This window comes from Rhizobium sp. YTUHZ045 (genome assembly GCF_051124255.1).
Taxonomy (GTDB): domain Bacteria; phylum Pseudomonadota; class Alphaproteobacteria; order Rhizobiales; family Rhizobiaceae; genus Rhizobium.
Map to the genome: position 1 here is coordinate 904,956 of NZ_CP101433.1, position 12,337 is coordinate 917,292.

Consider the following 12,337-nt stretch of genomic DNA (forward strand, 5'->3'; position numbering starts at 1 on the left):
GTTCAAGATTGACCATGGAATTCAAACATCAGGCGACGGTGACCCTTGCAGAGGTCGCGGAAGCGGCCGGCGTCGGCGAGAGCACGGTGTCGCGCGTGCTGCGCAATCACGGTTCATTTTCCGGCAGAACGCGGGAGCGGGTAATGGCCGCGGTCGAGCGGCTGGGCTATGTCCCGAACCGGATCGCCGGAACGCTTGCCTCCACCGGTTCGCGCCTCGTCGCCTTCGTTATTCCCTCGCTGTCTAACATCGTATTTTCCGACGTGCTGCGTGGAGCGAGCGCCGTTCTGGAAGAAAATCGCTATCAGGCGGTCTTTTCGGTCACGGACTATGATGCGGGCAAGGAGGAGGCTCTCGCAACCGCCATGCTTGCCTGGCGGCCGGCGGCAGTGATGCTTGCGGGGTATGAGCACACCGACGGCACGGCGAAGATGCTGCGCGCCAGCGGATGTCGGGTCGTCGAACTGCTCGATCTGGATGGCGATGCCCTCGATATCGCGGTCGGCTTCTCGAACCGCGCGGCCGGGCGGGAGAGCGCTGCCTTCCTGCTCAGGCGGGGCTACCGACGGATCGGCTATGTCGGTCACGACCTGGACCGCGACACCCGCGCCGGCAAGCGATTTTCGAGTTTTTGCGAAACTCTCGACGCCAACGGAACTCCGCTCATCGCTCGGGAAATCCTGGCGGGCGCTTCCTCAGTTGAAAACGGCAAGCAGGGACTGGAGCGACTGCTCGCACGAGCGACCGGCCTCGATGCGGTCTACTTTTCCAACGATGACATGGCGCTCGGTGGTTATTTTCATTGTCTCGCTCAAGGGATCGCCATCCCCTCGCAACTCGCTATATTCGGCTATAACGGCCTCGATATCGGCCGAGCAATACCGCAACCCTTATCGACCATCCGCACGCCGCGTGTGGCGACGGGGCAGATCGCCGCTGAGCTGGTCATCGCCAACGCGCCGCCGCAGGCCATCGATCTCGGTTTTGAACTGATCGAAGGGGCAACTGCGTAACCTGGAGGAACCACCATGTCCGACGCGCGCATGCGTGAGGAAATCTGCCGATACGCTCGCTCGCTGTTCGAGCGCGGGCTGACGCCCGGTTCGTCCGGCAATATATCGTTGCGGCTGGAGGACGGCGGCTGGCTGGTAACGCCGACCAACGCCTCGCTTGGTTTTCTCGACCCGGCGCGGATCTCCAGGCTCGATGCGCAAGGCCGTTTGCTGTCCGGCGACAAGCCGACCAAGGAAATCCCGCTTCACACCGCCCTCTACGAGACACGCGGCAGCGCCCGCGCCATCGTCCATCTTCACTCCACCCATGCGGTGGCGCTGACCATGCTGCCGGAGATCGATCCGCGGGCCGCCTTGCCGCCGATGACGCCATATTATCTCATGCGCGCCGGGGAGACGGCTTTGGTGCCGTATTATCGTCCTGGGGATCCGGCGGTGGCTGACGCAATCCGCGGACTGGCAGGCAAATATTCGTCGGTGCTTCTTGCCAATCATGGACCTGTTGTCGCCGGTGACAGCCTGGAGGCGGCGGTCTTCGCGACCGAGGAACTGGAGGAAACGGCGAAGCTCTATCTGCTGTTGCGCAACCTCAATCCCCGTTTCCTCAGCCCGGCCCAGGTGGCCGATCTCGTCGATACCTTCGGTCTCGATCTTCCGTCGCATCATGACCACGATCACGACTGAACCCGAGCGCGCGCAACCTTCTGCCAAACGCCGCTTTCGATACGATAGATTCTGCTTCGGATGCCGCCAATTCGGGTAAGCCACGGATAAAGCGGTGCCTATGATTGTGAAACATCCCGGTTCCAATCATTCAAGGATACGCAGATGACGACGTTCCGCCCGAAATACATCACCTTCGATTGCTACGGCACGCTGACCAACTTCCAGATGGCGGAAGCGGCGCGCGACCTCTACGGCGATCAACTCGAGGAGCCGCGCATGGCGGAGTTCGTCAGGAATTTCGCCGCCTATCGTCTCGACGAGATCATGGGCGCCTGGAAGCCCTACGCCGAGGTGGTGCACAACTCGCTCGAGCGGACATGCAAGCGCAACGGCGTGACATTTCGCGACGAAGCAGCGCAAATGGTTTACGAGCGTGTTCCCACCTGGGGGCCGCATCGGGACGTACCCGAGGGCCTTGCCAGAGTTGCCAAGGAAATTCCTTTGGTGATCCTGTCCAACGCCATGAACTCCCAGATCATGTCGAATGTCGAAAAGCTCGGCGCGCCCTTCCACGCGGTTTATACCGCTCAGCAGGCCAATGCTTATAAGCCGCGCTTCCAGGCTTTCGAATACATGTTCGACATGCTCGGCTGCGGGCCAGAGGACGTGCTGCATTGCTCGTCCTCCTTCCGCTATGATCTGATGTCGGCCCACGATCTCGGCATCAAGAACAAGGTCTGGGTCAATCGCGGTCACGAGCCGGCAAATCCCTATTACGGCTATGTCGAGATTCCCGACATCTCCGGCTTGCCTGGCGTTGTCGGCCTCTGACGGAGATAAGAGGATGCAGTTCCAGTCCTACTGGCACGACACAGCGCGTGCTTTTGCCGATGCGGCTCAAGGTCCTGTCGAAGGACATTATGATGTCGCCGTGATCGGCGCGGGCTTTACCGGGCTTGCAGCGGCGCGCCAGCTTGCTAAAGCCGGCGTCAAGGTCGTCGTACTGGAGGGCGAACGGGTGGGCTGGGGGGCATCGGGGCGCAATGGCGGCCACCTCAACAACGGACTGGCTCACAGCTTCCTGTCCGCGAAGTCAGCGCTCGGAACGGAGAGGGCTATTGCGCTTTATCGGGCGTTCGATGAATCCATCGACACCATTGAGAGGATCGTCGCCGAGGAGGGCATCGATTGCAATTTCCGTCGCGCGGGAAAGCTCAAGCTTGCCTCTAAGCCTCAGCATTTCGATGCCATTGCCCGCAACTTCGAGGCTGTGCATAGAGAGGTCGATCCGGAGACGGCGCTTCTTTCGGCGAATGACTTGAAGAGTGAGGTTGGCTCGCCCTTCCATGGCGCCATGCTCTCGAAAAAGAGCGCGATGATGCATATGGGCCGCTATGTCGCCGGACTTGCCGCCGCGGCCGTCCGCCACGGCGCCGTCATCTTCGAAAAGGCTGCCGTGACCGAACACAAGCAGGGCAATGGGCGCCACAGCCTTGAGACGGGGCGGGGCACCGTCACGGCCGACCACGTGTTGGTCGCTACAGGCGCCTACACGCCGTCGCTCTTCGGCTATTTCCGCCGCCGGATCATTTCCGTCGGCAGCTTCTTGCTCGCTACCCGTCCGTTGAGCGACGCCGAAATCGCAGCGACGATGCCGGGAAACCGGACCTGCGTCACCTCGATGAACATCGGCAACTATTTCCGGCTATCGCCGGACAAGCGGCTGATCTTCGGCGGCCGCGCACGCTTTTCCGCCACGTCTGATCAGCGGTCGGATGCAAAGAGTGGCGATATCCTGCGCGCCGGCCTGGCTGAAATCTTCCCGCAACTTGCCGGCGTCGAGATCGATTATTGCTGGGGCGGGCTCGTCGACATGACGAAGGACCGCTATCCGCGCGCCGGTTACGTCGATGGCGTGTGGTACGCGATGGGTTATTCCGGCCACGGCGCCCAGCTCTCCACCCACCTCGGCATGATCATCGCCGACGCCATCATGGGCAAGGCGGACCGCAATCCGGTAAAGGGGCTCGATTGGCCTGCCGTTCCCGGCCATTTCGGCAAGCCGTGGTTCCTGCCGGTCGTCGGGCTCTACTACAAGACACTTGATCGCTTCATGTAAGCGCGGTGTGGCGAGCGCGGCTAGTCATTCTCGCGCCTGTGTCGCAAAATCTCGCAGCAGTGGGTGACAGGCAGGATCCAAGATCCCTGGCTTGCGATAGGGTTTAGGAAGGGCGCCGGAATGAACTCCCGGCGCCCTTTGTTTTGCTGCCGGTCAGGAGAGACCGCCGATGTGAAGGCTCTTCATTTCCAGATATTCCTCAATACCGCATTGTGCGCCCTCGCGCCCGAGGCCGGATTGCTTGACGCCGCCGAACGGAGCGACTTCGGTGGAGATGGCGCCCGTGTTCAGCCCGATCATGCCGAACTCGAGCGCTTCGCCGACCCGCCAGGATCGTTTCAGGCTCTCGGTGTAGAAATAGGCGGCAAGGCCGTAGGGGGTGGAATTTGCAATGCGGATCGCCTCTTCCTCGGTGTCGAACCGAAACAGCGGGGCAACCGGTCCGAATGTCTCTTCGCTGGCAAGCTGCATGTCGGTCGTCGCGCCGCCAAGCACCATCGGCGCCGCATATTGATCGCCGCCCGGCATAGAGCCGGCGGTGGCGAGGATCTTGGCTCCCTTTTCCACCGCATCGTCCACGTGACGCTTGATCTTCTCGATCGCTGCCTTGTTGATCATTGGCCCGATATCCGTTCCGGCCTCCGTGCCTGCCCCGACCTTCATAGCAGACACGCGCGCGCCGAGTTTGGCGGCAAAGGCATCGTAGACGCCGGACTGGACGAGAAGACGATTGGCGCAGACGCAGGTCTGACCGCCATTTCGGAATTTGGATGCGATGGCGCCCTCTACGGCGAGGTCGAGATCGGCATCGTCGAACACGATGAAAGGCGCGTTGCCGCCGAGTTCGAGACTGAGCCGCTTGATGCTGTCAGCGGCACCCCGCATCAACAGCGAACCGACGCGGGTCGAGCCGGTGAAAGAGATCTTGCGGACGGTCTCGTTCGTCATCAGTTCGTCGCCGATTGCGGCCGGCATGCCGGTAACGATGTTGATGACCCCCTTGGGGATGCCGGCGCGCTCCGCCAGTACGGCGAGCGCCAGTGCCGAGAAGGGGGTCAGCTCCGATGGCTTGATGACCACCGTGCAACCGGCCGCAAGCGCAGGCCCCACCTTGCGGGTGATCATCGCATTGGGAAAATTCCACGGCGTGATGATCGCCGATACGCCGACGGGCTCCTTGAGAACAACGATCCGCCGGTCCGCGATAGGCGAGGGGATGGTCGTTCCGCCAATGCGGCGCGCTTCCTCGGAAAACCATTTGATGAATGAGGCGCCGTAGCGGATTTCGCCTCGCGCCTCCGTCAGCGGCTTTCCTTGTTCCCTGGTCAGGATCAGCGCCAGGTCCTCGATATTGTCGAGCATAAGGTCGTGCCAGGCCTCGAGCAGGGCGGCGCGCTCGGCATGGGTCTTTGCCCGCCATGGACCAAACGCTTTTTCCGCCGCCACGATAGCGGCTCGTGTGTCGGCTCCGTCCATGTCGGGCACGCTGCCCAGCACATGCTGCGTCGCCGGATCGATCACCTCGATCGTGCGCCCGGCTGCGCCCCCGCACCATTCTCCGTCGATGAGCCCCTGCTGACGCAGCAGGCTTGCATCCCTCAATCCGTTCATCTTATCCTCTTTCATAAATACCTCCACAAATCCGGGCGCAAAGCCGCAGCGTGTTTTTGCGACGTGCTCTAGCCGAGTGCCGAAAGCACCGATGCGGTGATCGCCTCCGTCTTGTCCTTGCCGGGAACGGCGCCGATGCCGCGCGCCGTCGTCACCTCGATGGCGGCCATTACCCTGCCGGCGGCGGCCGCTTCCCCGAGATGCTCCAGCATCATGGCGCCCGACCAGATGGCTGCGATCGGATTGGCGATTCCAAGATGAGCGATGTCGGGTGCGGAGCCGTGGACGGGTTCGAACATGGACGGCGCCTGGCGATCAGGATTGATGTTGGCGGATGCCGCAAAGCCGAGCCCGCCCTGGATGGCGGCGCCAAGGTCGGTCAGAATGTCGCCGAACAGATTGGACGCGACCACGACATCGAGACTATCAGGCGCCATGACCATGCGGGCGGCCATGGCGTCGATATGGTAGCTCGTGACTTCGACATCCGGATATTCCGCCGAGAGCCTGTGGGTGATCTCGTCCCAGAAGACCATCGAATATTTCTGCGCGTTGGACTTGGTCACCGACGCGAGTTTGCCGCGCCGCACACGCGCCTGCTCGAAGCCGAAACGCAGGATGCGTTCGACCCCCTTTCGGGTGAAGATCGAGGTTTCCACCGCCACCTCGCTGTCGGTGCCGTGATGGACGCGGCCGCCGGCGCCGGAATATTCGCCCTCGGTGTTTTCACGGATGCACAGGATATCGAAGTCTTGCGACCGCAGCGGTCCCTGCACGCCGGGCAGCAGCTTGTGCGGGCGGATGTTGGCATATTGTACAAAAGCCTTGCGGATGGGCAGCAGCAGCCCATGCAGCGACACGGAATCCGGCACCTTGCTGGGCCAGCCGACAGCGCCGAGCAGGATGGCGTCGAAGGACCTCAGGGTCTCGATCCCGTCGGCCGGCATCATGGTGCCGTTTTCGAGATAGTAATCGCATGACCAGGGGTAGCGGGTCGCTTCAAGAGAAGCACCGCTCGCTCCGGCTGCCTTTTCGAGCACGGCCCAGGCAGCATCGGTCACGTCGCGGCCGATGCCGTCTCCCGGCAGAAGGGCAATCCTGTAAGTCTTCATCTGAGCTCCTTAAAGGCTGATGAGCACGCTCTTGCTCTTGCGGTTGGCATGATAGGCTTCGCGGCCGAGGTCCTTGCCGATGCCGGACTGCTTGTAACCGCCGGTCGGCAGGATATGGTCGCGCGACCGGCCGTAACGGTTGACCCAGACGGTGCCGGCCTGCAGGCGCCGGGTGAGGCGGATCGCCCGCGAGAGATCACGGGTAAAGAGGCCCGCCGCCAGCCCATAGGATGGGTGGTCGGCCAGCCGCAGCGCCTCCTCTTCATCCTCGAAGGTCTGGATTGTCAGGACAGGTCCAAAGATTTCCTCGAGAACCGCGGGCGATGTTGCCGTCACTCCCGAAATCAGCGTCGGCGCGTAGAAATATCCCTCACGATCGAGCCGGCGGCCGCCGGTGAGGCATTCGGCGCCGCCGGCGATGGCGGCGCGGATGATGCCCTCCATACGGGCGATCTGGCGTTCGGAGATAACGGGCGAATAATCGGTCGTTTCCTCCCAAGTCGGCCCTGGTCGAATTGCCGCCAGTCTGGAAAGCAGTGCCGCTGCGAGCGCGTCCGCCACCTTCGCCTCGACGATGAGACGAGATCCGCATATGCAGGCCTGGCCGGCATTGGACAAGATGCTGGCGGCGATGGCGCCTGCCGCAAGATCGAGATCGGCATCCGCAAAGACCAGCTGCGGGCTCTTGCCGCCGAGCTCCAGCGTCATCGGCTTCACGCCCGTCCTGGCAATATTGGCCATGATCGCCGCGCCGGCCGCGGTCGAACCGGTGAAGCTGACCTTGGAAATTCCCGGATGCCCGGTGATGGCGGTGCCGGTGATCGGGCCGTCACCCAGCACGACGTTGACGAGGCCGGCGGGCAGGCCTGCGCGTACCGAAAGCTCGGCAAGAAAGAGCGTCGAAAACGGTGTCATCTCCGATGGCTTCAACACCACCGCATTGCCCGCAGCCAGCGCCGGGCCAAGCTTCCAGCCCGCCATTGACAAGGGGAAATTCCAGGGTGTGATGGCGCCGACGACGCCATATGGTTCCGTCACGATCATGCCGAAATTCGTGTCGTCGGTCGGGACGAGATCGCCGCCTTCCTTGTCGGCGAATTCGGCAAAGAAGCGGATCTGCTCGGCGGTGACGGCGATATCGCCGGCGACGAGATGGCCGACGGGGCGGGTCGAGGAAAGCGCTTCAAGCTTGGCGAGAGTCTCCGCCTCGGCTTCGATCAGATCTGCCCAGCGCTGCAGCGCCTTGGTGCGCTCGCGCGGCCGCACACCACCCCAATTGCTTCTATCTAACGCCCCCCTTGCCGTCTCCACGGCTTGGTCGACAAGGGCTGCGTCGGCAAGCGGACAGCCGGCATAGGCCTTGCCGTCGGACGGCCGGTGCATATCGATGACGGCTTCGGCCGGAACCAGCCGGCCGCCGATGAAATGCCCCATGGGCAGGGAAATCGAGTTCGGATCGAAGCTGAGTGTCATTGCATATCCTCGGCATGAGCTGAGGTAAGCCTAGCTGGGGAAAGCGAGCAGCATGCATCGACCGGCGGTGCCGGGGCGGCGAAAAATTGCGTTTTCGCCGCCGCCATCAGTCAATTCTACGGCGTCACGTCACGGTCACGTAGATCTTGCGCACCGTCTCGAGCGTCTTCCAGACGCCGACGAAACCCGGCTTCATGACAAAACTGTCGCCGGCCCTATAAACCACCGGTTCTCCGCCTTCCGGCGTGAGTTCGACCAGGCCGGAAAGGATATGGCAGAACTCGAAGGTCTCGCCCTTGATCGAACGGGTCTCTCCGGGCGTTGCCTCCCATACGCCGGTATGAACGGTGTCTGCGCGAGCAACATCCTGCGCCCAGGTCTTGAAGGTGGGGTTGCCCGCGATCAGACGCTCCGGTAGGGGACCGGACTCACGCGGCGCATGGGACGGGTTGGTGTCGATTGTCTTAAGCAGGGACATGGCTTTCCTTTCGAGGTGTGGATGGTTGGTGAGATGATCAGTAGCCGCGGCTGCGATCGATCAGCCCGATCGGGTCGAGGCCCGCCCGGTGCCGTTTGATGTTGCCGATCACGGCGGCCGCAGCGGTTTCGGCTTGGGTGACGCTGGCAATATGCGGCGTCAGTAAAATCTTGGGATGGCTCCAGAAGGCGTGGCCGGATGGCAGCGGCTCCGGATCGGTAACATCGACGACGGCGCCGGAGAGATGTCCGGCGTCAAGGGCTGCGACAAGCGCCTGGTGATCGAGCTGGGCGCCGCGACCGACATGAACGAGTGCGGCCCCGATCGGAAGCCTGGCGAAAAGCTCGGCATCCAGCAAGCCGCGCGTCTCCTCGGTCAGCGGCAGCATGCAGACGAGAATGTCGGTGGTAGCAAGCAGGGTCTCGAGTCCCTCGCCGCCACTGAAGCATCGAACGCTGTCGATCTCGCGGGGAGTGCGGCTCCAGCCGGACAGCGGAAAGCTGAAGGGGCGCAAACTCTCAAGCACCGCGCTTCCAAGCATGCCGAGCCCGAGCACGCCGATGCGGCGTTCCGCCGCCTGAACGGGTGCGATCGGTTGCCAGATCCCGCGGCGCTGCTGATCGAGATAGGCCGGCAGATCGCGATGGAGCGCGAGGACGGCGAGCGTCACATATTCCTGCATCATTCTGACGATGCCGTCCTCGACCATGCGCACCACTTTGACCCGAGCAGGCACGGCGTCGATGCGGAACTGGTCGATGCCGGCGCCGATCGAAAACAGGATTTCGAGGTTGCGGTAACGGGCGAGATCATCCGGCACGGTCCAGGTGATCAGGTAGCGCACAGCCTCCGGTTCGACCGAAGCCGGATCCATGGCGAAGGCCATGTCGGGCAGCTCGCGCGCGAAGGCGTCGGCGAATATCGCGCCGCGCTTCGCATCGGAATTGAAGAGAAAGGTCATCGCAACGGCTCCTTGATCTGACGTCAGGCGGTGCAACGTCGGGCGAGTGCCTCGATCATGCCCTGGCAGGCCAGGAGCTCGCTCGCTAGGATGAATTCGTCCGGTCGGTGAGCACGGGCGATATCGCCCGGGCCGCAGATGATCGCATCCATGCCGGCGCGCTGGAAAAGGCCGGCCTCGGTGCCGTAGCTGACGGCGGCGAGCGGCTCGATGCCTGTGAGTTCGCCAAGCAAGTGAGCAAGCGGCGCATCGGCTGCAAGCGACAGCGCCGGATAGGCGCTGAGTTGGTGCCATTCCGACTGAAAGCCGCGTTGCGGCAGCGCCTCGGCCATCGCTCGCAGCGGCGCCAGCAGCGTGGCCGGGTCGATTCCAGAAATACCCCTGGCCTCGAACTCGGCTTCGCAGCTATCGGGAATGATGTTGACCGCCTGGCCGCCCTTCAATGTGCCGACCTGAAGCGAGGAATAGGGCGGTTCGAACACAAGATCGAACGGACCCTGCGTCAGCCGCTCGGCTTCGGCGCTGGCGCAAGCCAAGACCTCGGTCATGGCGTGAATGGCATTTAGTCCCTGGTCCGGGCGGGAGGAGTGGCCGGAGCGGCCCCTGACAGTCAGCCGAGCGGCGGCCTTGCCCTTGTGTGCGCGGATCGCCCGCATACCGCTTGGTTCGCCAATAATCGCGCCGAGCGGATGTGCACAGAGCTCAGGCAGGCGCGCGATCATGTGCGGAACGCCGCGGCAGCCTGCCTCCTCATCGTAGGAAAAAGCGAGGTGGATGGGCCGGCGGAGGCGCGCCGCCGCGAGTGCGGGGACGGCGGCAAGCACGACGGCGAGAAAGCCCTTCATGTCGGTGGTTCCGCGACCGTAGAGGCGGTCCGCTTCGGCGCGGAGACGGAACGGATCGCTGCTCCACCCGCCTTCCACGGCCGGAACGACGTCCATATGGCCGGAGAGGATGTAGCCCGGCGTCTCCCTTGGGCCGATCGTTACGAAGAGGTTCGACCGGTCGCCCTCGGGACCGGCAATCTCCGTGGCGACAATACCGTGGCTTTGCAGGTAATGCCTGATCCACCCGACGATCTCGCCGTTCGGCGTGCCGACGACCGAGGGAAAGCCGACCAACCTTTCGAGGATTTCAACTGCCTGCATGAGCGTCCTCGCATCGCGGGATATAGAAATTGTACCGGCCAACGGCGCAGCCGGCGGTCGGGGTCTGGTCAATGACTGTAGGGACCCGGCCAGGCTTTATTTGCCGAAACTGCATCGGATTTGGACGATTGTTGTGTTTGCACGGGCTTCGCCAGTGAATTGTATCGCGCGATCCGTTCTAATCTCGACGAAGGAACTTCCGGGCGCAGCTTTCCCTATGGGTGGCCGGACAACACCGCAGGAGGGCGGGAGTGAGTGCACTGACATCCGAATCCAGGTTGGTCGATAGTTTCGAGACGCGCATAACCGGGATCGACAGCGTCGATCTCGACAAACTGCATGCGCTTTCGATGTCCGTCGCCTGGCCACACCGCCGTGAAGACTGGCAATTCCTGCGCGAATTCGGCCAGGGCATTGCGGCCATCGATGAAATCGGCCGCATCCTGGGCTCTGCGATGTGGTTTCCCTATGATGGCCGGTTCGCCACGATCGGTATGGTGATCACCTCGCCGCGCCTGCAGGCCAATGGCGCCGGGCAGTGGCTGATGGGCCATGCGCTCGACCAGGTTGCGGGAAGAAATCTTGGGCTGAACGCGACGCGGGCGGCGCGACGGCTTTATCTGGCCTTGGATTTTGTCGGTGAGGCGCCCGTGTTTCAATGCCAGGGCGAAGCGACAGCGCCGCAGAATGTGGAACTGCCGGCCGGTGCCGCGATACGGCCCGTAGAAGCTGAAGATCTGGAGACGATCGCGGAACTGGATCGCGTTGCCTTCGGCACGGACCGCACGCTGCTTCTGACACGGCTCATGGCACATTCCAAGGGCGTCGTATTGGTTCGCGCCGGCCGGGTCGAGGCCTTCTCGCTTTGCCGAAGATTCGGGCGCGGCCATGTCGTTGGGCCGGTGGTGGCGGTCAGTGACGCAGACGCGATTGCTGTCGTCCATCCGCATGCGCTCGAGCATGCGGGGTCATTCCTGCGCCTCGATACGCGCGAGAAAGCCGGGATATTCGCCGATTTTCTCTCCCGCTGTGGCCTTGCTGTCTTTGACTTCGTGACAACCATGTCGCTGGGCCACCCTTGGCTTCCAATTCCGGGAGGTCATGTGGGACATCGGCCGAAAACCTATGCGCTGGTCAGCCAGGCGCTCGGCTGACGGAAATTAACCGCCGGGATATATGGGCATGGCCGAAGCCTCGATACGTTCGGTTTCGGGTCGGAAGGAACGATATTGCCACAGGCCTTGCGCCGTTTCCCGCCGGTATACGGTCTCGAGGCAGAACACCGTGTCATCGATCGGCAGGACAGGATGCCAAGCATATGCTCAGCCGATCGAGCGCAGCCCGAGGTAGGCCGCCAGGCTAATGGCAGAAAGCGCGATGGTCAGACTGGGGCGGGCGTCGTCGAACATTGCCGCCAGCAAAAGGCAGAGCATCAGCACGACGGATTTGGCCCAGAGATTTTGGTCGGAGATGGTAAAGGCGACTGCCGCCAGAAAGACCGCGCTTGCGACGACCGTGACGGGAGCGGATTTCTCAGCGAGGTCGCCGCCGGGAAAATACGGCAGAAGAAAACGCCGCATGCTCAGGCCTGAAGCGACGCTTAGAAGAAGGCAGGTCAAAACAAGGTGCAGCATATGGTCGGCGCCGGTCGTTCTACAGATCAGCATAGAGACGCAATCTCCATGCCAGCCGAAAAACGCTCGGTAGCGGGGCCGATCCCGGACTTTGCGTGGCTATTTCGGTGGCGTCTCGATCT

General features: G+C 62.7%; 12 protein-coding genes. 5 read left to right on the forward strand and 7 right to left on the reverse strand.

The window, feature by feature from the left end:
* Positions 1-14 precede the first annotated feature (14 nt).
* The 4 genes from NMA58_RS26490 to NMA58_RS26505 all read left to right on the forward strand — a co-directional run bounded on the left by NMA58_RS26490 (position 15) and on the right by NMA58_RS26505 (position 3,798).
* Positions 15-1,013, forward strand: coding sequence for a LacI family DNA-binding transcriptional regulator (locus NMA58_RS26490; RefSeq protein ID WP_434713840.1), 999 nt, complete (start codon positions 15-17; stop codon positions 1,011-1,013).
* A 15-nt stretch (positions 1,014-1,028) separates the two neighbouring features.
* On the forward strand, positions 1,029-1,697 hold the full coding sequence (locus tag NMA58_RS26495) for an aldolase (RefSeq protein ID WP_434713841.1): 669 nt from the start codon (positions 1,029-1,031) through the stop codon (positions 1,695-1,697).
* Between the two features lie 144 nt (positions 1,698-1,841).
* On the forward strand, positions 1,842-2,510 hold the full coding sequence (locus NMA58_RS26500; RefSeq protein ID WP_285194594.1) for a haloacid dehalogenase type II: 669 nt from the start codon (positions 1,842-1,844) through the stop codon (positions 2,508-2,510).
* A gap of 13 nt (positions 2,511-2,523) precedes the next feature.
* The gene (locus NMA58_RS26505; protein WP_434713842.1) at positions 2,524-3,798 is read left to right on the forward strand and encodes an NAD(P)/FAD-dependent oxidoreductase; all 1,275 of its coding nucleotides are present in this window, start codon (positions 2,524-2,526) and stop codon (positions 3,796-3,798) included.
* Between the two features lie 153 nt (positions 3,799-3,951).
* Here NMA58_RS26505 and NMA58_RS26510 read toward each other — a convergent pair whose 3' ends face one another.
* The 6 genes from NMA58_RS26510 to argE form a co-directional block, all read right to left on the reverse strand.
* Positions 3,952-5,409, reverse strand: a complete 1,458-nt coding sequence (locus NMA58_RS26510) for an NAD-dependent succinate-semialdehyde dehydrogenase (RefSeq protein WP_434714409.1) — start codon at positions 5,407-5,409, stop codon at positions 3,952-3,954.
* A 68-nt stretch (positions 5,410-5,477) separates the two neighbouring features.
* Positions 5,478-6,521 (reverse strand): tartrate dehydrogenase, encoded by a 1,044-nt coding sequence (locus tag NMA58_RS26515; RefSeq protein WP_434713843.1) that lies wholly within the window; start codon positions 6,519-6,521, stop codon positions 5,478-5,480.
* 9 nt (positions 6,522-6,530) lie between these two features.
* Positions 6,531-7,994, reverse strand: a complete 1,464-nt coding sequence (locus NMA58_RS26520) for an aldehyde dehydrogenase family protein (RefSeq protein ID WP_434713844.1) — start codon at positions 7,992-7,994, stop codon at positions 6,531-6,533.
* Positions 7,995-8,118: 124 nt separating this feature from the next.
* Entirely contained in the window at positions 8,119-8,472 is a 354-nt protein-coding gene (locus NMA58_RS26525; RefSeq protein WP_221127150.1) for a cupin domain-containing protein, read from the reverse strand.
* 37 nt (positions 8,473-8,509) lie between these two features.
* Positions 8,510-9,433, reverse strand: a complete 924-nt coding sequence (locus tag NMA58_RS26530) for a 2-hydroxyacid dehydrogenase (RefSeq protein WP_434713845.1) — start codon at positions 9,431-9,433, stop codon at positions 8,510-8,512.
* 23 nt (positions 9,434-9,456) lie between these two features.
* Entirely contained in the window at positions 9,457-10,581 is a 1,125-nt protein-coding gene (argE, locus tag NMA58_RS26535; RefSeq protein ID WP_434713846.1) for an acetylornithine deacetylase, read from the reverse strand.
* Between the two features lie 251 nt (positions 10,582-10,832).
* Here argE and NMA58_RS26540 point away from each other — a divergent pair, with 251 nt between their 5' ends.
* Entirely contained in the window at positions 10,833-11,735 is a 903-nt protein-coding gene (locus NMA58_RS26540; RefSeq protein WP_434713847.1) for a GNAT family N-acetyltransferase, read from the forward strand.
* Positions 11,736-11,903: 168 nt separating this feature from the next.
* Here NMA58_RS26540 and NMA58_RS26545 read toward each other — a convergent pair whose 3' ends face one another.
* Positions 11,904-12,215 (reverse strand): hypothetical protein, encoded by a 312-nt coding sequence (locus NMA58_RS26545; protein WP_434714411.1) that lies wholly within the window; start codon positions 12,213-12,215, stop codon positions 11,904-11,906.
* Positions 12,216-12,337 lie beyond the last annotated feature (122 nt).